This is a genomic window from Alteromonas portus (assembly GCF_005117025.1).
Lineage (GTDB): Bacteria > Pseudomonadota > Gammaproteobacteria > Enterobacterales > Alteromonadaceae > Alteromonas > Alteromonas portus.
In genome coordinates this window covers 698,653-719,938 of the sequence record NZ_SWCO01000005.1, presented here as the reverse complement: position 1 = coordinate 719,938, position 21,286 = coordinate 698,653, and the positions used below count along the sequence as shown (strand labels likewise).

The following is a 21,286-nucleotide window of genomic DNA, read 5'->3' as shown; positions in this document are numbered from 1 at the left end:
AATTTCACTGCGTGGATGACTAGAAGAATAGACCTGCTTCAAGCTGTGCTTCTTCACTCATCATATCACGGGACCACGCAGGGTCGAATACAAGCTCTACGTTGACGTTTTTAACATGGGGAACCATGGCAACGCGGTATTCAACATCACCAACCAATACTGGGCCCATACCACAGCCTGGTGCCGTCAGGGTCATATCAATATTAACGCTGCCTGTGCCTTGGTCAATTTCAACTTTGTAGATAAGACCAAGGGATACAAGGTTGATAGGGATCTCAGGGTCAAAGATAGTTTCTAACGCGTCCCACACTTGCTGTTCGCTAATGTTGCCATCTTCTGGCGCGTCAAAGCTTAATGTCATCGCCTTACGGCCAATAGCACCTGCATCAGTACCGTCAATGCGGTACATGTTGCCACGCCACGTTACCGTATAGTTACCACCGAGCTCTTGGGTGATATTCACAAACTCGCCTTCAGGGATCACGGTAGGATTACCCGCGGGAACTAAGCGCGCTTTACAGTCGCGCTCGGTGGTCACCATTTTTTGCTTCATAAACTACTTAGTACTCTCTGTTCTACCACTGACGGCCTTTGACGTGGCAATTAGCCTACGTTAAAGCTTTCACCGCATCCGCACTCATCAACCACGTTGGGGTTGTTGTATTTAATGACGCCGTTAACACCTTCTGTAACGTAATCAATTTCAGTATTACGCAGTAGGTCGGTGGCATCTGCAGCCACGGCCACGTTAAGTACTGGCGAAATTTCAACAATTTCGTCATCGGCTTGCGCACTATCTGCGAAATCAAGCACATAAGCGTAACCTGTACAGCCGCTTACTTTTGTCGATAAACGAATTAACTGACCAGGCTTGTCTTTAAGCTTACTTTCGAAATGCTTAACGGCACTGTCAGTTAGCGAAATGAGTTTTGTACTAGGTACGAAAGTTTCAACACTCATAATGCCTCCTTAGGCCAACATCATTTTTGCTTTTTTAAGCGCAGCAAATAGGCTGTCTACTTCTTCAAGCGTATTGTAAATTGAGAACGACGCACGGGCAGTACCCGGTATACCGAAGCGCTTCATTAGCGGCTGTGCACAGTTGTCACCGGTGCGGATCGCAACGCCTTGTCTATCGAGAATGAAGCCCACGTCTGCCGGGTGCGCACCTTCAAGTAGAAAGCTCAGCACGCCTACCTTGTTAGGTGCCGTACCGATTATCCGCATACCATCGAACGCTTCGGCCTGCTCTGTAGCATAGGCAAGCAACTTTTGTTCATGTTCATGTAAAGCATTAACATCAAGGGCACTAAACCAATCTACTGCAGCGCCCATACCAATGGCACCTGCGATGTTTGGCGTACCGGCTTCTAGACGATTTGGCAACGCACCCCATGTGGCTTCATGGTAGGTCACGTCTTTAATCATCTCGCCGCCTACCTGCCAAACAGGCCAGGTTTCTAGCACCTCTTTTTTGCCCCACAGACAGCCAATGCCTGTTGGACCGAATAGCTTGTGTCCTGAAAATGCGTAAAAATCACAGCCAATGTCTTGTACGTCAACACCGCCGTGAGCAATGCCCTGTGCGCCATCAACCAGCACCCATGCGCCAACCGCTTTCGCTTTTTCAGTAAGCAGTTTAATTGGGTTCACCGTACCTAGTGCATTCGATACGTGAGGAAACGCCACTAGCTTTGTGTTTTCAGACAGCAGTCTATCGAAAGCGTCTACGTCTAACTCTCCGCTGTCGAAAATAGGTACAACATTTAGCGTTGCACCAGAACGGCGACACGCTTGTTGCCAAGTAACCAAGTTTGCGTGGTGCTCAAGCTCGGTCACCATCACTTCGTCACCTTCGCTTAATAGCTGGCCAAGACCATTGGCGACTATATTGATGGCTTCTGTGGTGCCCGACGTCCAAATAACTTCTTCACGAGCATTTGCGTTAATGAACTTTGCAACGCTGGTACGTGCATTTTCGTAACGGCGCGTGGCTTCATCCGATAAATGGTGCGCACCGCGGTGCACGTTTGCATTCGTACCCGTGTAAAAATCTACTAAGGCGTCGATAACGGCCTGAGGTTTTTGTGTTGTTGCCGCATTATCTAGGTAGACCAGCGGCTTGCCGTCTACCGTTTTAGATAAAATAGGAAACTGGGCACGAAGTGCTGCAACGTCTAAGCTCATTTCACCTCCATTTGGGCGAAGCGCTCACTTAAAATTGGTGCTAGCCATTCACGGACTGCCGCATTAGGCACGTCATTTATAAGCTCTTGAATGAACCCAAAGTTGAGCATTACCAGTGCTTTACTGCGAGAAACGCCGCGGGTTAGCATGTAATACAAGGCTTCTTCTTCAATTTCAGCAACCGTTGCACCGTGAGCACATTTTACGTCATCAGCATAAATTTCAAGCTCAGGCTTGGTGTTGATTACACCACGACGAGATAGCAACAAGTTGCGGTTGTTAAGTTCAGCCAATGTCTTTTGCGCGTCGCGATGAATATGAATGCGACCATTAAACACAGCACGTGCTTTATCGCCTACAATCCCGCGCGCGTTTTCTTCTGTCGTACCATTAGGCATGGCGTGCTCAATGGTAGAGTGAAGGTCAAATAACTCGCCTTCCGCGAGAAGATAAATGGCGTTCATTTTCGCATCGGCAAATTCGCCGGCGTGATGAATATCTACATCTAAACGGGAAAGCTCACTTCCATAGCCCACCATGGTGCTGTTAAGCGTAGTGCGGTTATGTAGCTTAAAGTGGCTACCACCTAATTGCTTAGCTTTGCCGGTAAACATAGCAAAACGATAGTGTTCTAGATGTGCATCATCAGCTAGGTCATATTCAGCAAACGCTGTGGTTAAGCTTTCCGTATCGCCAAAACCTTGCTCGATAACAGTAGCACTTGCGCCTTCAGCGACCTTCACCACCACACGCGTATGAGCATCAACATTTTGTGACGCCATGTTCACAATGCGCACTGGCGTGTCGATTTTCGCGCCTGCTTCAACATTAATAAATATACCGTGTTGGCACAGCGCATCGTTAACTAGGCCAAACATATGACGGGTTGGTTTAACCTGACCGTATACACTGCTAATCGCTTGCTGCGTGGCAGTATCATCATTATTAAGCGACGTGATGCTCATGCCCGCTGGTACATTTAGCGTGTTAACCTGCGTGACCAAGACACCGTCTACAAATACAAGGTCGATAGCATTTAGGTTATCGATAGCGGGTACCGGTAAACTATCTGCCTGAACCGCTTGCTTAGCTTCACGCTTTTCAACGGGTGTTAACGGCGTAAAACGCCAGCTTTCGTTTCTACGGGCTGGCCAACCATCGGCTTTTAACTTTTCTAAGGCCTGCTGACGCACGGGCGCTAGGTAATCGGAGATTTGCGCCGCATCAATGACCTGTTCTAGCCATTGACTCATGCTTCAGCCTCCTCGTACGCTTTACCTAGGAACGCGTATCCGCTCTTCTCTACTTCTAGCGCTAGTGACGCGTCACCGCTTTTCACAATTTTGCCATCGGCAAGAATGTGTACAAAGTCAGGTTTGATGTAGTCTAGAAGACGCTGATAGTGGGTAACAACGATGAAGCTTCGCTCGCCATCGCGCTGGCTGTTAACGCCATCGGCAACAACCTGAAGTGCGTCAACGTCAAGGCCAGAGTCAGATTCATCAAGAATACAAAGCTTTGGCTCTAGCAAAATCATTTGCATGATTTCGTTACGCTTCTTCTCACCACCAGAGAAACCTTCGTTTACACCGCGTTTCAAGAAATCCAATGGAAGCTGTACTTGCTTGCACGCTTCTTTTGCTTTCTTCAAAAACTCAGCAGCAGTTAACGGCGCTTCGCCACGCTGTTCGCGCATAGCGTTAACTGACTCTTTCATGAATTCCATATTGCTTACGCCAGGAATTTCAACTGGGTACTGGAACGCAAGGAAAAGGCCTTCACGGGCACGCTCTTCTACTTCAAGCTCTAATAGGTCTTTACCGTTAAGCGTGGCTTCGCCTTCGCTTACTTCGTAGCCGTCACGACCAGATAGGACGTAGCCTAGTGTACTTTTACCGGCACCGTTGGGGCCCATGATAACGTGTACTTCACCAGGTTTAACTTCAAGGTTAAGACCTTTAATGATGTTTTTCTCTTCCACGCTGGCATGTAAATTCTTGATACTAAGCATTGATTACCCCACTGAACCTTCAAGACTAATTTCGAGCAGCTTGCCGGCTTCTACGGCAAATTCCATTGGCAGCTCTTTGAATACTTCTTTACAGAAACCGTTAACAATCATAGAAACGGCCTTTTCTGTGTCTAAGCCACGTTGCTGACACAGGAATAATTGTTCGTCGCTCACCTTCGACGTTGTTGCTTCGTGCTCAACAATGGCTGAAGGATTACGGCTTTCGATATACGGGAATGTGTGCGCGCCACATTTGTCACCGATAAGTAGCGAGTCACACTCGGTGAAGTTACGTGCTCCGTCTGCGCGAGGGCCCATTTGAACCAGCCCGCGATAGGCGTTATTGCTATTACCCGCTGAGATACCTTTAGAGATAATGGTCGACTTGGTATTTTTACCCACGTGGATCATCTTAGTACCGGTATCAGCCTGCTGGCGACCGCGTGTTAGCGCTACTGAGTAGAACTCACCTACACTGTTGTCGCCTTTAAGTACACAGCTTGGGTACTTCCACGTAACCGCAGAGCCGGTTTCAACCTGCGTCCACGAGATTTTGGCATTAGTATGTGCTACACCACGTTTTGTCACGAAGTTGTAGATACCGCCTTTACCGTTCTCGTCACCTGGGTACCAGTTCTGTACCGTTGAGTATTTAATTTGCGCGTCGTCCATTGCCACTAGCTCAACCACTGCCGCATGCAGCTGGTTTTCATCTCGCTGTGGTGCAGTACAACCTTCAAGGTAGCTTACGTAGCTGCCTTCATCAGCAACAATCAAGGTACGCTCGAACTGACCGGTGTTCATTTCGTTAATACGGAAATAAGTAGAAAGCTCCATTGGGCAACGTGTGCCTTTTGGAATATAAACAAATGAACCATCAGTAAATACCGCGCTATTAAGCGCAGCAAAATAGTTATCTGTGCGCGGAACTACCGAACCGATGTATTTCTTTACAAGGTCTGGGTATTTCTGTACTGCCTCAGAAATTGGGCAAAAGATCACTCCCGCTTCTTCAAGCTTATCGCGAAACGTAGTTACAACCGATACCGAGTCGAATACCGCATCGACTGCTACGCCTGCCAGCATTTCCTGCTCGTGCAGTGGTATACCCAGCTTTTCGTAGGTGCGAAGTAGTTCAGGGTCAACTTCATCTAGCGACTTAGGCTTGTCTTTCATACTCTTTGGTGCCGAGTAATAAGAAATGGCCTGATAATCGATTTTCGGATAGTCGACATGCGCCCAATCTGGCTCTTCCATTTCTAGCCATGCATGATAAGACTTCAAACGCCATTCAAGCATCCATTCAGGCTCGTTTTTCATTGCTGATATGCGGCGGATAACCGACTCGTCCAGGCCGCTTTCAAATGTTTCCGATTCGATTTCTGAATAGAAACCCGCATCGTACTTTCTTTCTAACGCCTGTTCGATCTGTTCACTCATGTTGGGATCTCACTTGTTTGCCTGCATTTGCTGCCACTAACCTTTCTATTTAACTGGCAAATAAATCACCCCACGGTCTTGGTAATTTATATCGACTTTCAACTTCAACAACGTCATTTATTTGGGTTTACGCCCAAAAGAGTTGCCAAAACTGCCAGTTACATTGGGGACAGCCTAAAATTTTGGTGCCGTAGTATATAATACCCGACTATTTCACTCAAATATTCAGCCATTAATTTATGGCCACTTACGCGTTTTAAACGCCGCTTGAAAGACTATTTCCTTCAAACGCGCATTAATTTTCATCCACGTTCACGAAAATCAATAAATTGTTTTTACACAACCTACGTTTCCCCAGAACAAAAACACGCGCTAAAATCTTGGTTTCACTGCTTGGTCGGACACTACACTTAACGCTTTTTTAAGCGCTCTGGTGTAATATTCCAGTCAATCACCAAGCTACACAACTTTTTAAGCGGCTATGCTGAAACCGCTTGGCGCAGTCGCGTTGTTACATCCACTACTTTTTTTACTACGTAATCGATGTCTTCTTGGGTCGTAAAGCGCCCTACGCTAAATCTAATACCTGCATGAGCCAATTCATTACTGCGGCCAATCGCTTTTAGCACATACGAGGGCTCTAGACTCGCTGACGTACATGCCGACCCTGAAGATACAGCAATATCATTTAAGCCCATCATCAAGCTTTCACCATCTACACCCGCAAAGCTCACATTTAAAATACCCGGGATACGCTGTGTTGCGTGCCCATTTAAATAGATATCGTCGAGCTGTTGAAGGCCTTGCCATAGCGATTCACGCAGCGCTAATATGCGCGCACTATCCTCTTCCATTTTTGAAGAGGCTAGCGCGATGGCTTTACCCATTCCAACAATTTGGTGGGTGGCTAATGTACCCGACCGCATGCCGCGCTCGTGGCCCCCGCCATGAATTTGTGCGACCAGATTGATTTTAGGACGGCGACGCACATAGAGTGCCCCCATACCTTTCGGGCCGTATAATTTATGTGCCGATATAGACAGCAAATCTATAGGAAGCTCAGCTAAATCAATGGCAATTTTGCCCACACTTTGCGCACCATCCACATGAAAAAGAATGCCTTTGTCACGACACAGCTGGCCAATAGCTTGAATGTCTTGGATAACGCCAAGTTCATTGTTAACGTGCATCACCGACACCAAAATAGTGTCGTCGCGCAACGCATTTTCAAGCGCATTTAAATCAATTAACCCGTTCGGCTGTACTTCAAGATACGTAACCTCAAAGCCTTGGCTTTGTAAGTACACACAGGTATCTAACACCGCTTTGTGTTCGGTATTAACGGTAATGATATGTTTGCCTTTATTGGCATAACCTTGGGCAACGCCTTTTATTGCAAGGTTGTTCGATTCAGTGGCCCCAGAAGTAAAAACAATTTCTCTAGGGTCGCAATTAAGCGCGTCGCTGATTTGATTTCTAGCAACATCAACCGCTTCTTCTGCCATCCAGCCGAAGCGATAACTACGAGAAGCTGGGTTACCAAAGTTGCCATCCAGCGTTAGGCATTTTGCCATTGCCTCGGCCACATTCGGGTCTACCGGTGTTGTTGCTGCGTAATCTAAATAAATGGGTGTTGATAAAGCCATGCGTTACTCAATACCAATTTAAAGTTGAATACTAACTTCGATATCTTTGGTGATATGACGAAGTGATGCATTACCGTCTTGGCGGTCGGCTACTTCTTGCACATCACGCTTTGCCATTAATTCGCCAAGCGTGATTGAATTTAGAAACGCCGCAATACGGTCACTTAAGTCTTGCCACAAGCTGTGCGTGAGACAGCGATCACCACCTTGGCAGTCTGCTTGTCCTTGACAGCGTGTGGCATCAATAGACTCGTCGACGGCGCGAATGACTTCGCCAATCGCAATTTTGCTTGCTTCACGGCCTAATAAATAACCGCCGCCAGGCCCGCGAACACTGTCTACTAATTGCTCTTTACGCAATCGAGAAAAAAGCTGTTCAAGGTAAGATAAAGAAATTTCTTGTCGTTCTGAAATGTCGGCAAGAGGCACTGGACCACGCTTTGAATGCAAAGCGACATCAAGCATTGCGGTAACCGCATAGCGCCCTTTCGAAGTGAGTTTCATTGGATTCTCCCGCCGTTTTATAGTGCGGGAATTTTCACATACCCGACTAAAATGGTCAAGTATAAGACCTAGTAAACTAGTCAGGTATTATTGATTCGATTCATCGCTTTTTTGTATCAGGACTATCGTTTCGTTTAAGCACCACCCTAGTAAGCACTATTAGGCGCAGAAATTTACGCGGAAAGGTCTGCTGATAAATGGTGATGAATGGCTTATTTGTAAGGTAAATAATACTGGCGACCATCAGCGCTATTTGTTTGCATTTAAGTGAATATGAGCAAGAATACTGTCTGCTATCCGATGTGATTGAATGGTATCGATTTGATGGCGCAGACCTCGTAGTACTTGATGTTTAGCTCCTGGTATAGCTCTAGCAGTAGCAACACCACCACTGGGGTGCACCATGTGATCAACATCTCCGTGTATCACTAGTGTTGGGGCTTTAACATTTTGAAGCATTGACGTTCTGTCCCCGGATTTCATAATAGCGCCAATTTGCCGAAACATCGCTTTTGCATCACTTTTGCCACCATTGCGCTGCCATGCCAATCGTGCATATTGATGCCATTGGTTCATAGCATCTTCAGCCGTAATATCGCCAATATGAGTCATCATAGCTTTATAATTTCTAACCGCGTCGTTTTCATTTAGTGGAGCTTTTGCTCTTGCTAAACGCCATAGCGTAGAATATGACGGCTGGCCGACTTTTCGACTTCCTGTGGTAGAGAAAATAGACGTCATGGATTGCACTTTCTCCGGGTGTAGGCTTGCAAGGGTTTGTGCAATCATTCCCCCCATAGACATCCCAGCAACATGCGCGCTTTCAATGTTTAGCGCCTCTAAAAGCTGCGCTGTGTCATCTGCCATACACTCCAGTCCATATGCACCTTTCGGCGCTTTTCCTCTCAACTGCTGCAATAGGCTGGGGTGAGGTGTGTCGCTGCGTACTGACCTTCCTGCATCACGGTTATCGAAGCAGATCACACGAAAGCCGCTGGCAACTAAACGCTCAATAAGCGCGTTTGGCCAATAAACCAACTGAAGACCTAAACCCACAATAAGTACAATGGTATCGGTATTTCCGACACCATGTTCGGCATAGCAAAACCTATCACCGCTTTTGAGCGTTACGTATTGCTCATGATGCTGGGCTAAACTCATTTAAAGCTCTCGTTTTTTATTGGCTTTGATGAAGTATCGTCATTCACCATATTGAAAACGCCCCCTAGACACATGAAAAGTGACTGGGGCAGAGAAACGATATTAAATAGCTGGGTCGAAAGAAGAATGAGCCTTCTCGCGCTCTTGGGTTTCCGTTAGGTCGAAACCCGTTTCTGCGAAATCTTCAGCACTAATATTGTGTAAATTATCAGTGCACACATCGCCACCTAGCGACTGAATGACCTTGCACATTTCTTCCACTTTGGTGTCCATTTGGTGCATGTGCTCTAACATTATGCCCATAGCATTGGCCACGGGATCAGGGTTATCTGGCGCGACAGCATAGGCATCAAAACCATATTTTTGGGCAATTTTATCTCGCTCGGGGTTTACCGACGCATTCATCTCTTTTTGCTTAGATATTATAATTCGACCGGGGATCCCCACCGCCGTTGCGCCATCAGGAATATCTTTAACGACCACAGAGTTAGACCCTACTTTAGCATTTTCACCTATAACAATAGGCCCCAACACTTTGGCACCAGCCCCAACAACTGCGCCTTTTTTAAGGGTTGGGTGGCGCTTACCTGCTTTCCAGCTAGTGCCTCCCAGAGTAACGCCGTGGTAAAGGGTGACATCATCGCCAATTTCTGCTGTTTCACCGATGACCACACCCATACCGTGGTCGATAAATACCCGTCGTCCTAACGTGGCACCGGGATGAATTTCAATCCCCGTAAGCCAGCGGCTAAAGGTTGATAAACTGCGTGCCAACCATTTCCATTCAGCCTTCCATAGCTTGTGACTAATGCGATGCAGCCACACTGCATGAAGGCCTGGATAGTTGGTTAGCACTTCAAAGGTGTTTCTGGCCGCTGGGTCGCGATGAAAAACCCCTTGAATATCATCTTTTATACGGGCGAACATAGTGTTTACTCTTTTTCTTCTATCGCTGGTGCAGGGTCTGCATCGCCAGAGTTAGCATTCTTCACCGATTTATCGATAGACGCCAATATACCGCGTAATATATTAAGCTCTTGAGACTCAGGGCGTGCTCGGTTAAACAAGCGGCGCAGCTTAGTCATAACCACCCCAGGGTGACTTTTGCGAATGAACGACGTGCCTTCCAGCGTGGTTTCCAAATGCTTATAAAAACGCTCTAAATCGTCATTTAGTGGATATTCTTCCTCAACACTTGGATAGGTTTCGCGATTTAGATAGGCCATGCGAATTTCATAACAAAGGGTTTGCACTGCTGCTGCTAAATTAAGTGAGCTATATTCAGGGTTGGCTGGAATACACATATGGAAGTGACACTGCTGCAGCTCTTCATTAGTTAAACCACTGTTCTCACGCCCAAACACCAAAGCTACCGGGTATTTTTCTACTTCTTGGACCAGCTTTTCGCCACAGTCGCGCGGGCCTAACATAGGCCATGAATGAGTGCGAGAGCGTGCAGACGTCCCTACTACCAAGCCACAGTCTTTAACTGCCTCTTCCAGAGTGCTTACAATTTTCGCGTTAGCAAGCACATCACCAGCCCCTGCAGCCAATGCACTGGCTTGGCCGTCTGGCTCATTTACTGGGTCGACAAGATATAAGCTGCTCAGTCCCATGGTTTTCATAGCTCTTGCTGTCGAACCGATGTTTCCCGTGTGAGACGTGTTAACTAAAATAATGCGAATATTCTCGAGCATGCGTGTAATACCTACGTACTTATTTGGATAGCGTCTTTAATTCGATAATACGCGGTTTTGGCGTACTATCTTACAGACCTTAATAGCGTGAAGTTTAACACAGCGGCAGTATAGATGGCTATTCACGCAATTGTGCTGGGAATTCATTTGCATCGCGCATAGATTCTGGTAGACTCCGCCCGTTTTCGAAAACAACTAGCTATTTTTTGTACAGTTAGTTTGTTTCATTGGTCTTTTACAATTGGTGGTTTATCTATGCATCCTATGCTGAATATTGCGGTGCGCGCTGCGCGTGCGGCTGGAACAGTTATTGTTCGTGGTTTTGAAAAACATAATGAAGTAGCAACAGAGTCAAAAGGCTTAAACGATTTCGTTACTCAAGTTGATAAAGAAGCAGAACAAGCAATTATTGCCAAAATTCAGCAGTCTTACCCGAACCATTGCTTCCTAGGTGAAGAATCGGGTGAAGTTTTGGGCACAGAGACTGATTATCAGTGGATCATCGATCCACTAGATGGCACCACTAACTTTGTAAAAGGCATTCCTCACTTTGCCGTTTCAATTGCACTTCTTCACAAAGGTCGCTTAGATCAAGCGGTTGTTTTCGACCCAATTCGCAGCGAACTATTCACCGCTAGCCGTGGTCAAGGCGCGCAGCTTAACGGTTATCGTATTCGTGCTTCTAAGCCTCGTGACCTTTCTGAAACCATTATTGCTACTGGCTTACCGTTTAAGAACAAATCTCAATTTGGCGAGTACGCACTAAGCTTAAACAAGATTTTCCACGAAGTGGGTGACATTCGCCGCGCAGGTAGTGCTGCGCTAGACCTTGCTTACGTTGCAGCTGGCCGTCACGACGGTTACTGGGAGCGCGGCATTAAATCTTGGGATATCGCAGCAGGTGAGCTTATTGTTCGTGAAGCTGGCGGTTTGGTAACAGACTTTAAAGGCGGTAACGACCCACTTCACAAAGGCGAAATTGTTGCGGGTAGCGTGAAGGTTGTTCAAGGCCTAGTGAAGCACCTTAAGTAAGATATTGCTCACTAGGTTGGGCTTAAAGCCACCCTAGATTATTGAACGAGGCGCTGTTAAAGGCGCCTTTTTTATGCCCAGCGGGAATAAAAAAACCGCATCGTAGATGCGGTTTTTGTACGTTTCAAGCGTGAAAAACTAAGGCATAGGATCTAAATCTGCGCCTTCCTTTTCCACTTGTGGCGGCATTAGGTCTTCTTTACTAATACCCAATGCAAGTGCCACTGAACTTGCGATATACACCGATGAGTAAGTACCTACCACTACACCAAACAGCAATGCCGTTGCGAAACCGTGAATAAGCGCACCACCCTTGTAGAACAATGCAACTAATACCAACACCGTGGTTAATGAAGTGATGATAGTACGGTTTAGAGTTTGCGTTAGCGAGATATTGATAATCTCAACAGGCTCACCTTTACGAATTTTGCGGAAGTTCTCACGAATACGGTCACACACAACGATGGTATCGTTAAGTGAATAACCAATTACCGCTAGTACCGCTGCAAGTACCGTAAGGTCAAATTCGATTTGAAGTACTGAAAACAAACCTAGCGTAAGTATAACGTCGTGAGCTAGTGCCGAAACTGACCCTAGGGCGAATCGCCATTCAAATCGCATCGCGACATAAACCAGAATACACAAGAGTGCGACTAGCATCGCAAGGCCGCCCTGCTCAGTAAGCTCTTCACCTACGTTAGGGCCTACGAATTCGATACGACGCATATCAACCTTAGTACCATCAGCGCGCAGCGCAGCTAGTACCTGCTCACCAATAGTCACGGCTTTAACGCCATCACGAGGAGCAATACGGATAAGTACATCTTGGCTGCTGCCAAAATTCTGCACTATAGCATCTTCAAAATTTGCTTCGTTTAGCTGGGCGCGAATACCTTCTAAATTAGCGGCATCTTCATAGCCAACCTCAATTAGCGTACCGCCAGTGAAGTCTAGTCCCCAGTTAAGGCTATTAACGCCTAACGACACGAACGAACCTAAAATGAGTACCGTTGATAGCACCATCGCAGGAATGCGAAGGCGCATAAAATTGACGGTATCGGATAGTTTTAATAATTGCATGTTACTTCCTTAAATCGCCAATTTCTCTACGCGTCGACCGCCCCATACAGCGTTAACAATAACGCGCGTAACTAGGATTGCGGTAAACATCGAAGTTGCTATACCAATCATCAGTGTAATCGAGAAGCCTTTGATTGGGCCTGTGCCCACGGCAAACAGGATTAAACCTGCAATGAAGGTGGTAATGTTTGCATCTAGAATGGTAGAAAACGCACTATCGTAACCCTGGTGAATAGCATGTTGAGGGCTGCGGCCATCGCGCATTTCTTCTCGTATACGCTCAAAGATAAGTACGTTTGCGTCCACCGCCATACCAACGGTTAGTACGATACCTGCCATACCCGGTAGCGTAAGCGTTGCACCAGGGATCATCGACATAATGCCTACAATCATAACCAAGTTTGTGATAAGTGCGATGTTAGCTACCACACCAAAGGCTTTGTAGTAAATCAACATGAAAACAAGCACCGCTACCAGACCATACATAATAGCCTGCATACCCAGCTCAATGTTTTCTTTACCCAAGCTTGGTCCAACCGTACGCTCTTCAACAATTTGAATTGGCGCAATCAATGCACCTGCGCGAAGTAGCAACGCTAAGTCACGGGCTTCCTTCGGTGAATCAAGACCTGTGATTTGGAACTTGCTACCCAGTTGCGCACGAATAGTCGCAACCGAGATCACTTGCTCGTGTTTTTCAAACACTAGCTTGCCGTCTTTGTTACGTTCGCCAGTCGACTTATATTCGATAAACACCGTAGCCATTGGTTTACCAATATTGCCACGGGTTGAGCGAGACATCTTATTACCGCCTTCAGAATCAAGCGAGATGTTTACGTTCGGAAGTCCGTACTCATCAACACCGCTATTCGCATCAATAATATGGCTACCGGTAAGCATAATACGCTTTTCAAGTAGCTGAGGAATGCCTTGCTGATCTTCAATCACTTGAGAGCCAGGAGGAACGCGGCCGTTCAATGCATCACGGATATCGTTCTTCTGATCTACCATGCGAAATTCTAGTGTTGCTGTGGCATTAAGAATTTCTTTCGCACGAGCAGTGTCTTGAATACCTGGAAGCTGTACGACTATGCGATCAGCACCTTGCTTTTGTACAAGCGGCTCAGCCACACCAAGTTGGTTTACACGATTACGAATAATGGTAATGTTTTGCTTAACCGCGTTGTCGCGAATTTCCTGAAGCTTGCTTTCAGCAAAAATAGCGCGAAGTGTTAAGTCGTCCACCTGGTTAAAGGTTAGGTCGCGACTTTGGTTGCGCAAAAAGAACTCTGCCTTGTCTAGCGCATCTTCATCACGGAACGTAATGTCGATATGATCGTCAACCTGTTTTACACCGCGATAACGAATGCCCTCTTCACGCAGAGAAGTACGGAAACCACCCTCTGCGTCTTCTAGCGACTTAGCAATCACTTCGGTCATATCCACTTCCATCAAGAAGTGAACACCACCGCGAAGGTCAAGACCTAGCTTCATTGGCGCGCCACCTAGGCCTTCAAGCCATTCTGGCGTGTCAGGGGCAAGGTTCATAGCCACGTAGTAGTCATCACCAAGCGCCTTTTCAAGCGTTTCGCGCGTTACAAGCTGGGTGTCAGAATCCGAAACGCGAACTAATATTTGTTCGTTCTCAAATTCAACACGTTTTGGAGAGATATTCTTTTCACTTAGCGCGGCTTTTACTTGTTCCACAGTGGCGTCAGTTACCACAGCGTCACGGCCTGCTGAGATTTGTACGGCGTGATCTTCACCGTAAATGTTAGGAAGCGCATAAAGTGCACACATTGCAACCACAATGAGTGCACTCAGTACTTTCCAAATAGAGTTTTTGTTTAGCACTGGATAATCCTTTCGTGCCAGTACCGGGAAGCGTCCCGGCCCCGGCTTTTGTTACTTACAGTGACTTCATCGTGCCTTTAGGCAGCACAGCAGTTACTGAAGACTTCTGAACAACGATATTGTTTGAATCGTTAAGTGCAACTTCAATGAAGTCTTTTTCTTCTGACACTTTAGTGATTTTTCCAACCAAACCACCTTGTGTTAACACTTCATCGCCTTTGCTAAGTGACGATACTAGGTTTTTATGCTCTTTTACACGCTTAGCCTGTGGACGGTAAAGCAAGAAGTAAAAGATTAAACCAAATACAGCTAGCATGATGATCATTTCCATGCCGCCACCTTGCGGCGCACCAGCAGACTGTGCGTAAGCGTTAGAGATAAATAGGCTCATAAAATTCCCCAAATATTATCGTTGTTATAGTGCCGGAACCGGCAACCCTTTTTGTTCATAAAATTCTTGTACAAACTCATTAAGCGTACCTGCATCAATCGCATCGCGAAGACCCTGCATAACACGCTGATAGTAACGAAGGTTATGGATGGTATTTAAGCGCGCACCCAATATTTCGTTACACTTGTCCAAATGATGTAGATAAGAGCGAGAATAGTTTTTACAAGTGTAGCAATCACAATTCTCATCTAATGGCGAGGTGTCGTTTCTGTGTTTCGCATTGCGAATCTTCACTACGCCTTCTGTCACAAATAGGTGACCATTTCGCGCATTACGCGTAGGCATAACACAGTCAAACATATCGATACCGCGGCGCACAGACTCAACCAAATCCTCTGGCTTACCAACGCCCATTAAGTAGCGCGGTTTGTCTTCCGGAATTTTTGGTGCGGTATGATCGATAATGCGGATCATGTCTTCTTTTGGCTCGCCTACAGAAAGACCGCCAATGGCGTATCCATCAAAGCCTATTGCTTCAAGACCAGCGAGTGAAACATCGCGCAGACCTTCGTACATACCGCCTTGAATGATACCAAACAGTGCCGCTGGGTTATCGCCATGGGCTTCTTTACTACGTTTGGCCCAACGTAGCGACATTTCCATCGAAACGCGCGCTTCTTGCTCTGTAGCCGGGTACGGCGTGCACTCGTCAAAAATCATCACGATGTCAGAGCCCAAATCGCGCTGAACTTCCATCGACTTTTCAGGCGTAAGTAAGATCTTTTCGCCGTTTATCGGAGAACGGAATGTTACACCTTCTTCGGTAATTTTACGCAAGTCACCCAAACTAAATACTTGGAAGCCGCCCGAATCAGTAAGAATTGGCTTGTCCCAATTCATGAAGTCGTGCAGGTCGCCATGCTGACGAATAATGCCAGTACCAGGGCGTAGCATTAGGTGAAAGGTATTTCCAAGACAGATGTGTGCACCACTGTCTTTTAATTCTTCAGGGGTCATTCCCTTTACGGTACCGTATGTACCTACGGGCATGAACGCTGGGGTCTCAACAACACCGCGTTCAAACACCAAACGACCGCGTCGTGCTCGGCCTTCGGTTTTTAACAACTCAAATTGCATGTGAAAGCATTCCCACTTTGGTGCGCTTTTGCGCTGGGTATAAAAATAAATTGGCGGCGATTATACCAGTAATTTGACTGAGATCATGCCCCGTCGCTATGTTTATCTGTAACTAAGCCGGAAAGGCCTGTAAAACACCGATTTACACGCCTTATATCTTGGCCGAATGTACTTAGGCGCGCTCAATAAACATAGAATCACCATAGCTAAAGAATCGATATTCATTCTCTATCGCTTCTTGGTAGGCATTCATCACATTGTCTTTACCGGCAAATGCGCTAATTAACATCATTAGCGTGGACTCTGGAAGGTGAAAATTAGTGAACATGGCATCTACCACTTTAAACTCAAAACCAGGGTAGATAAAAATCTCAGTATCTTCGTTAAATGGCGCAATGACTTCCTCGTCACCGCGCTCTGCACTTGCCTTTGCCGCTGACTCCAAAGAGCGTACAGAGGTTGTACCCACTGCAATAACCCGTTTACCGTTGGCCCTTGTGGTTAGAACAGCGTCAACGACTTCTTGGGGGACTTCGGCAAACTCTGCGTGCATTTTATGCTCTAGAATATTGTCAACGCGCACAGGCTGAAACGTTCCGGCACCAACGTGCAAGGTAACAAACGCTAGGTTTACGCCCTTGTTTTTTAGCGCTTCTAAAATAGCGTCATCGAAATGAAGCCCAGCTGTAGGTGCAGCAACGGCACCTGGCTTTTGGTTGTAAACGGTTTGATAGCGCTCTTTGTCTGAATTTTCATCGGGACGATCAATATAAGGAGGTAGCGGCATGTGACCATGCGCTTCAAGCAGCGTAAGTACGGTTTCATCGTGGTCAAACTGCAGAATAAATAGCGCATCGTTTCGTCCTGTCACCGTCACATTCACTTTCTCTTCAAGAATAAGCTTAGTTCCAGGTTTAGGCGCCTTGCTCGCACGCACATGCGCCAAAGCAGTATTGTCTGACGTAATACGCTCAATCAACACTTCTACCTGTCCGCCAGTTTCTTTCTTACCTAGCAAGCGAGCAGGAATAACTCTTGTATTATTGAAAACCAGCAGGTCGCCCTCTTCTAGAAGGTTAACCATATCAGCAAACATACTGTGGCGTACTTCGCCTGTTTTACCATCTAGCTGCAATAGACGACTGGCCGAGCGGTTTTCGGTGGGATATTTGGCGATGAGGCTTTCTGGAAGCGTGAAGCTAAATTCAGATAATTTCATAGATAATAAATTCTTAAGTTTGACGCAATTTAGGTTGCTTTCTTTATGGTTTAACAGATTTACTAGAGGAAGGAATGATACTAAAGTAGCGAAGTTTCATAAAAATCAACATCGACCAAAGTCTTAGAAATCCTACCTCTCAAGCCATAAGTATAGATATCCATACCCACTTATCGCCCAAAATACGCACAAGTTGATTTTAATACTAGCGGGCAAAAGCTTAAACGATTAATATTTGCTCCAGATAGTGATGATGTTCTCCCATAAACATTCCTTATCATTTATACCCAGCACCTGCTGGGTATTTTTTTATCTACGCATTTTCCCTGCCTAACCTCATTTACTGCGACGCTTATTACGAAGCCTCGACGCCTTATCATAGAGGTTAGTTATATCACTATCTTAAGGCGGCAGTATTTTACGCTGTTTATCACTGAAGATCAGTTAAGATTTCTTCTAAAAGCGCAGCATCTAATGGACGCGCCTTTAACACGTACAATATTTGTAGAAGTAGATCGGCGCCCATAATACCTTTATTGACCTTATTTCTGAGATTATCTGCGCTTTGCTCCACGCCAATCTCTTCTAGCCTTTGGCTTAACGCTTGATATTTCACGCCGCGCACAGACATTTCGGATTTCACTACTCTTGCAACCGTTTGCCGCCACGCATTCTTAGCACCTTGCGCATTTCCTGTGTTCACACAGCCTCCAAAACCACACAAATGTGATGTATATTTTACAAAAACACACTTTTTTACACTTATAGCATGTATTTAATGTTGACGATTATGGCACAACAGGTCTACACTGCAAGTCAAGATATTGGCGAAGATGAAAATAGTCGTTACAGTAAACTTGGTTGTATGTAGCACAAGGCACTTGTTCTTTATCTAAGTGCAGTTGTATAACACACCTCGTAAACGACATTCATTTTCACAACTATCGCTTCAATAATTAAAGGAGAAAGGTATGAGCTGGGAACTAGAAAGCATCGAAGCCTTATTTAAAGAGCATGATGACTTTGTGGTAACACGTGAGGAAAACTGCTTACTTATCGCTAATCAAGACGGCATAGATGCCTGGCTTGCTATTAGCGGAGAGCAGATCTTAGTAGAGAGTCTTTTGTTTGCAGCGTCGGAAGTAAAAGATAAACCAGCGCTAGATCATGAAATTTTGTCTACTCATATGGTGTTCCCTTTGACCACGGTAGGCATTTCAAATATTGGTGGTGAAGAGTACTACACTGCCTTTGGTGCGCTAAGTGCCCAGTCAAAAGCCGAAAGCATTGTTATTGAAGTAGAAACCCTGTTTCAGAATGTTGCATCTTTCTTAGATGCCTACGAAACACACCTTAACTAAAATTTACTTCTTAAGGAGAAGCGAATGTCAGTGTGGAAAAAACTAATTACTGCAGTAAAAGGTGGTGCTACCGAAGCTGCTCAGTCTGTTGCAGACAGTCAGGCTATTCGAATTCTGGAACAAGAAATTAGAGAAGCCAAAGAAGAACTGCGTAAGTCAGACCATGCACGTACCCAAATTTTGGCAAAGTGCAAACTTTCTCAGCAAAAAGTGGACAGCTTCAATTCGTCAATTGCGGAATACGAAGCCCACGCGCGTAAGGCCATCGATAGCGACCGCCAACTAGCGCTAGACTGTGCTCAAAAAGTGTCTGAACTTAAAGAAGAACGAGACCAAGAACAAACTTATCTTGATCAGTTCCAGCAGTCAGAAAAGCAACTGGCACAAAATATCCAACAGGCGAAAGCGAATTTACGTCGCTTAGAGCAGCAAGTGGATATGGTAAAAGCCACTGAAAGCGTTCAAAAGGCACAAGTAGCGGTTTCTTCACGCCATATGGGCGCGAATAGTAAAATGAAAACGGCGACAGAATCACTGTCACGTATTCAAGATAAGCAAAAGATGCGCAACGCTGAATTGCAAGCTGCAGAAGAGTTAGCGAACAACGAATCGAGCAGCGATTTAGAAAAACGCTTAGCCGAAGCAGGCATTAAAGGGGGTAAAACCTCGGCCGATGACGAGCTAGCGCGAATTCTAGGCAAGTAAGTTAGAAAAATGGGAGCTACGCGCTCCCATTTTTAATTCTTGTTACAATAATTTCCTGCGTAAATTACTGTTAAGCAAAGCGCTAACCTAGACAAATCAAGTACTTCAAGGCAGAGTAAGGGCACGCATAACAAGGGCTGTTTCTTTTATGTCTCCATGGATAAAACTGCGAAAAATAATGCTGCAATATTTTGCAGAATCACGTTGGTACACCATTGTCGGTGCCACCGCCTTTTACGCAGTAACAAGTTATTGGCTGCTATACGCTGCAGACGAGCACGATTTAATTACCAACGCAGACTTTGTTTACTGGCTGGCGGTCACCGCCTCTACAGTGGGCTATGGTGATTTATCTCCCGTAACGCCAGCGGGAAAACTGGTTGTAGCGCTTTACGTCATACCGCTTGGTTTGAGTATCTTCGCCATGGTAATTGGCCGGATTGCAGCTTGGGTTTCATTAACGTGGAAGAAAGGATTGTTGGGTATGAACAGCTTGATGCTAAATGAGCATATCTTGGTAATTGGGTGGAATGAGCAGCGTACTATGCTGCTGCTTGATTTAATACTGCAAGAACGCGATGCCATGCCAGAGCGCCCCGATATTGTACTGTGCGTGAAGGCTGATATCACTAATCCCATGCCTGGCGTGATTGAGTTCGTGAAGGTAGATTCGTTTAACAAAGACGAAGATATGGATCGCGCTTGCGTGTCCAGCGCCCGAACTATTCTTATCGATAACCCACAAGACGATGTCACCATGACTACCGCGCTGTATTGTACTAAGCGTAATCCTGATGCACATCAGGTGGCTTATTTTGATGATGATAGCCTAGTCAGCTTACTTCAAGATCACTGCCCTAAAGTGGAGTGTACACCGAGCGTGGCAATAGAAATGTTAGTTAAAGCCGCTTTTGATCCTGGTTCTAGCATGCTTCATCACGACTTACTAAGTATTGATGAAGGTCAGGCGCAGTTTTCAGTAAAAATACCAGAAAGTAGCCACGCCATTTCTGTTGCTAAGTTATTTATTAATTTGAAACGTAAACACGATGCCATCTTTATTGGTTATGCGCCAAATGGTCTTGTGAAAGAAATGGTGGTAAACCCACCGTTGGACGTTACATTAAACCCGGGAGACACCTTGTTTTATATTGCTGAGCGCCGCATTAATGCAATTAACTGGTCTTCTCTGGACGCTGATTAAGAGGCGTAAACATGTTTAGTAAACTATTTAAAAAATCAGAACCTAAAAAACCTAAGTCGCCAGAAATAATGGGGCTTTATTTAGGTGGCTCTTTCGAGTTAGATAACTTGAAACTTTCGCTATTAGAACCGGAGCTCACTATTGAAGGCGCAGCCCGTTCTCAATTAATTCAAGCGGTAGGAGAAGCGCCCTTAGATACAGGTGGCACTCTGCTTCGCTTTTACACCGACGACGATGGGTTTTTACAGGTGGTCACCGACGGCGGCTTGTCTGAGAATCATATTACCGATGTTAAGCTGTGGCATTTTTACGAAACAAAAACCATCGGTAATACTGCTCAGTGGAACGAATGCTTGAAAAACGTTATCAGCCAGCCCACCTATGAGCTTGACGGCAAGGTCTATACCCGCGTGTGGGGTGCAGTGGGCGATGAGTCACCGCCTGTTGCCGTCACTGAAACTACCTATGAAGAAGATGGTGATGTGAGTACCACTGATCAGTTTATGATGCTGTACGAACGCCCTATCAGTAATGACAGAGTTGAAACCCTGCTTGTTGTGGGTGAAGAAAAGCAAGTAGGTAATAATTTAGATAGATGTTTGGTGATTTCAACGGGGTTTGATGTTGAACCTGCAGATATTACTATAAACGGTTAAT

General features: G+C 45.8%; 22 protein-coding genes. 5 read left to right on the top strand and 17 right to left on the bottom strand.

Annotated elements, in window-relative coordinates; genetic code table 11:
- Nucleotides 1-19: 19 nt before the first annotated feature.
- The 11 genes from sufT to trmJ all read right to left on the bottom strand — a co-directional run bounded on the left by sufT (nucleotide 20) and on the right by trmJ (nucleotide 10,646).
- Nucleotides 20-553, bottom strand: a complete 534-nt coding sequence (gene sufT / locus E5672_RS11045; protein ID WP_014999056.1) for a putative Fe-S cluster assembly protein SufT — start codon at nucleotides 551-553, stop codon at nucleotides 20-22.
- Nucleotides 554-603: 50 nt separating this feature from the next.
- A complete protein-coding gene (locus tag E5672_RS11040) occupies nucleotides 604-960 on the bottom strand; it encodes a HesB/IscA family protein (protein ID WP_014979828.1) in 357 nt (118 codons plus the stop codon).
- A gap of 9 nt (nucleotides 961-969) precedes the next feature.
- Entirely contained in the window at nucleotides 970-2,187 is a 1,218-nt protein-coding gene (locus E5672_RS11035) for an aminotransferase class V-fold PLP-dependent enzyme (protein ID WP_136782239.1), read from the bottom strand.
- On the bottom strand, nucleotides 2,184-3,440 hold the full coding sequence (gene sufD / locus E5672_RS11030; RefSeq protein WP_039228366.1) for a Fe-S cluster assembly protein SufD: 1,257 nt from the start codon (nucleotides 3,438-3,440) through the stop codon (nucleotides 2,184-2,186). Before sufD ends, E5672_RS11035 begins: the two co-directional genes overlap by 4 nt.
- Nucleotides 3,437-4,198, bottom strand: a complete 762-nt coding sequence (sufC, locus tag E5672_RS11025) for a Fe-S cluster assembly ATPase SufC (RefSeq protein ID WP_136782238.1) — start codon at nucleotides 4,196-4,198, stop codon at nucleotides 3,437-3,439. Before sufC ends, sufD begins: the two co-directional genes overlap by 4 nt.
- A gap of 3 nt (nucleotides 4,199-4,201) precedes the next feature.
- Nucleotides 4,202-5,638, bottom strand: coding sequence for a Fe-S cluster assembly protein SufB (gene sufB, locus E5672_RS11020; RefSeq protein WP_014950176.1), 1,437 nt, complete (start codon nucleotides 5,636-5,638; stop codon nucleotides 4,202-4,204).
- Nucleotides 5,639-6,117: 479 nt separating this feature from the next.
- Entirely contained in the window at nucleotides 6,118-7,284 is a 1,167-nt protein-coding gene (locus E5672_RS11015) for an IscS subfamily cysteine desulfurase (protein ID WP_136782237.1), read from the bottom strand.
- An 18-nt stretch (nucleotides 7,285-7,302) separates the two neighbouring features.
- Nucleotides 7,303-7,788: a Fe-S cluster assembly transcriptional regulator IscR gene (iscR, locus tag E5672_RS11010; RefSeq protein WP_014950178.1), complete on the bottom strand. Its 486-nt coding sequence runs from the start codon at nucleotides 7,786-7,788 to the stop codon at nucleotides 7,303-7,305.
- Between the two features lie 249 nt (nucleotides 7,789-8,037).
- Nucleotides 8,038-8,949: an alpha/beta fold hydrolase gene (locus E5672_RS11005; RefSeq protein ID WP_136782236.1), complete on the bottom strand. Its 912-nt coding sequence runs from the start codon at nucleotides 8,947-8,949 to the stop codon at nucleotides 8,038-8,040.
- 102 nt (nucleotides 8,950-9,051) lie between these two features.
- A complete protein-coding gene (cysE, locus tag E5672_RS11000; protein ID WP_136782235.1) occupies nucleotides 9,052-9,876 on the bottom strand; it encodes a serine O-acetyltransferase in 825 nt (274 codons plus the stop codon).
- A 5-nt stretch (nucleotides 9,877-9,881) separates the two neighbouring features.
- Nucleotides 9,882-10,646, bottom strand: coding sequence for a tRNA (cytosine(32)/uridine(32)-2'-O)-methyltransferase TrmJ (gene trmJ / locus E5672_RS10995; RefSeq protein ID WP_014999064.1), 765 nt, complete (start codon nucleotides 10,644-10,646; stop codon nucleotides 9,882-9,884).
- Nucleotides 10,647-10,901: 255 nt separating this feature from the next.
- Here trmJ and suhB point away from each other — a divergent pair, with 255 nt between their 5' ends.
- A complete protein-coding gene (gene suhB, locus E5672_RS10990) occupies nucleotides 10,902-11,678 on the top strand; it encodes an inositol-1-monophosphatase (RefSeq protein ID WP_014950183.1) in 777 nt (258 codons plus the stop codon).
- A 138-nt stretch (nucleotides 11,679-11,816) separates the two neighbouring features.
- Here suhB and secF read toward each other — a convergent pair whose 3' ends face one another.
- The 6 genes from secF to E5672_RS10960 all read right to left on the bottom strand — a co-directional run bounded on the left by secF (nucleotide 11,817) and on the right by E5672_RS10960 (nucleotide 18,062).
- Nucleotides 11,817-12,758, bottom strand: coding sequence for a protein translocase subunit SecF (secF, locus tag E5672_RS10985; protein WP_131136686.1), 942 nt, complete (start codon nucleotides 12,756-12,758; stop codon nucleotides 11,817-11,819).
- A gap of 9 nt (nucleotides 12,759-12,767) precedes the next feature.
- Nucleotides 12,768-14,612: a protein translocase subunit SecD gene (gene secD, locus E5672_RS10980; RefSeq protein WP_136782234.1), complete on the bottom strand. Its 1,845-nt coding sequence runs from the start codon at nucleotides 14,610-14,612 to the stop codon at nucleotides 12,768-12,770.
- Nucleotides 14,613-14,667: 55 nt separating this feature from the next.
- On the bottom strand, nucleotides 14,668-15,003 hold the full coding sequence (gene yajC / locus E5672_RS10975) for a preprotein translocase subunit YajC (RefSeq protein ID WP_014999069.1): 336 nt from the start codon (nucleotides 15,001-15,003) through the stop codon (nucleotides 14,668-14,670).
- A 24-nt stretch (nucleotides 15,004-15,027) separates the two neighbouring features.
- A complete protein-coding gene (gene tgt, locus E5672_RS10970) occupies nucleotides 15,028-16,140 on the bottom strand; it encodes a tRNA guanosine(34) transglycosylase Tgt (RefSeq protein ID WP_136782233.1) in 1,113 nt (370 codons plus the stop codon).
- 172 nt (nucleotides 16,141-16,312) lie between these two features.
- On the bottom strand, nucleotides 16,313-17,359 hold the full coding sequence (gene queA, locus E5672_RS10965; protein ID WP_136782232.1) for a tRNA preQ1(34) S-adenosylmethionine ribosyltransferase-isomerase QueA: 1,047 nt from the start codon (nucleotides 17,357-17,359) through the stop codon (nucleotides 16,313-16,315).
- A gap of 430 nt (nucleotides 17,360-17,789) precedes the next feature.
- Complete coding sequence (locus E5672_RS10960) at nucleotides 17,790-18,062, bottom strand: DUF6471 domain-containing protein (RefSeq protein WP_136782231.1); 273 nt, start codon at nucleotides 18,060-18,062, stop codon at nucleotides 17,790-17,792.
- Between the two features lie 268 nt (nucleotides 18,063-18,330).
- Between E5672_RS10960 and E5672_RS10955 the strand changes: the two genes are divergently transcribed.
- The 4 genes from E5672_RS10955 to E5672_RS10940 all read left to right on the top strand — a co-directional run bounded on the left by E5672_RS10955 (nucleotide 18,331) and on the right by E5672_RS10940 (nucleotide 21,285).
- Nucleotides 18,331-18,720, top strand: coding sequence for a DUF2170 family protein (locus E5672_RS10955; protein ID WP_014950192.1), 390 nt, complete (start codon nucleotides 18,331-18,333; stop codon nucleotides 18,718-18,720).
- A 24-nt stretch (nucleotides 18,721-18,744) separates the two neighbouring features.
- The gene (locus tag E5672_RS10950; protein ID WP_136782230.1) at nucleotides 18,745-19,425 is read left to right on the top strand and encodes a PspA/IM30 family protein; all 681 of its coding nucleotides are present in this window, start codon (nucleotides 18,745-18,747) and stop codon (nucleotides 19,423-19,425) included.
- A gap of 148 nt (nucleotides 19,426-19,573) precedes the next feature.
- The gene (locus E5672_RS10945) at nucleotides 19,574-20,629 is read left to right on the top strand and encodes a potassium channel family protein (protein ID WP_205676487.1); all 1,056 of its coding nucleotides are present in this window, start codon (nucleotides 19,574-19,576) and stop codon (nucleotides 20,627-20,629) included.
- Between the two features lie 11 nt (nucleotides 20,630-20,640).
- Nucleotides 20,641-21,285, top strand: a complete 645-nt coding sequence (locus E5672_RS10940) for a YjfK family protein (RefSeq protein ID WP_014979843.1) — start codon at nucleotides 20,641-20,643, stop codon at nucleotides 21,283-21,285.
- Nucleotide 21,286: the final 1 nt, after the last annotated feature.

Bases quoted from the DNA above. Each gene is read 5' to 3' on its own strand.
- tgt (WP_136782233.1), bottom strand. From the start codon at position 16,140: ATGCAATTTGAGTTGTTAAAAACCGAAGGCCGAGCACGACGCGGTCGT.
- iscR (WP_014950178.1), bottom strand. From the start codon at position 7,788: ATGAAACTCACTTCGAAAGGGCGCTATGCGGTTACCGCAATGCTTGAT.
- E5672_RS10945 (WP_205676487.1), top strand. From the start codon at position 19,574: ATGTCTCCATGGATAAAACTGCGAAAAATAATGCTGCAATATTTTGCA.
- sufD (WP_039228366.1), bottom strand. From the start codon at position 3,440: ATGAGTCAATGGCTAGAACAGGTCATTGATGCGGCGCAAATCTCCGAT.
- secF (WP_131136686.1), bottom strand. From the start codon at position 12,758: ATGCAATTATTAAAACTATCCGATACCGTCAATTTTATGCGCCTTCGC.
- queA (WP_136782232.1), bottom strand. From the start codon at position 17,359: ATGAAATTATCTGAATTTAGCTTCACGCTTCCAGAAAGCCTCATCGCC.
- sufT (WP_014999056.1), bottom strand. From the start codon at position 553: ATGAAGCAAAAAATGGTGACCACCGAGCGCGACTGTAAAGCGCGCTTA.
- E5672_RS10940 (WP_014979843.1), top strand. From the start codon at position 20,641: ATGTTTAGTAAACTATTTAAAAAATCAGAACCTAAAAAACCTAAGTCG.
- E5672_RS11015 (WP_136782237.1), bottom strand. From the start codon at position 7,284: ATGGCTTTATCAACACCCATTTATTTAGATTACGCAGCAACAACACCG.
- E5672_RS11035 (WP_136782239.1), bottom strand. From the start codon at position 2,187: ATGAGCTTAGACGTTGCAGCACTTCGTGCCCAGTTTCCTATTTTATCT.
- sufC (WP_136782238.1), bottom strand. From the start codon at position 4,198: ATGCTTAGTATCAAGAATTTACATGCCAGCGTGGAAGAGAAAAACATC.
- E5672_RS10950 (WP_136782230.1), top strand. From the start codon at position 18,745: ATGTCAGTGTGGAAAAAACTAATTACTGCAGTAAAAGGTGGTGCTACC.
- E5672_RS11005 (WP_136782236.1), bottom strand. From the start codon at position 8,949: ATGAGTTTAGCCCAGCATCATGAGCAATACGTAACGCTCAAAAGCGGT.
- E5672_RS10955 (WP_014950192.1), top strand. From the start codon at position 18,331: ATGAGCTGGGAACTAGAAAGCATCGAAGCCTTATTTAAAGAGCATGAT.
- trmJ (WP_014999064.1), bottom strand. From the start codon at position 10,646: ATGCTCGAGAATATTCGCATTATTTTAGTTAACACGTCTCACACGGGA.
- suhB (WP_014950183.1), top strand. From the start codon at position 10,902: ATGCATCCTATGCTGAATATTGCGGTGCGCGCTGCGCGTGCGGCTGGA.
- cysE (WP_136782235.1), bottom strand. From the start codon at position 9,876: ATGTTCGCCCGTATAAAAGATGATATTCAAGGGGTTTTTCATCGCGAC.
- sufB (WP_014950176.1), bottom strand. From the start codon at position 5,638: ATGAGTGAACAGATCGAACAGGCGTTAGAAAGAAAGTACGATGCGGGT.
- yajC (WP_014999069.1), bottom strand. From the start codon at position 15,003: ATGAGCCTATTTATCTCTAACGCTTACGCACAGTCTGCTGGTGCGCCG.
- E5672_RS11040 (WP_014979828.1), bottom strand. From the start codon at position 960: ATGAGTGTTGAAACTTTCGTACCTAGTACAAAACTCATTTCGCTAACT.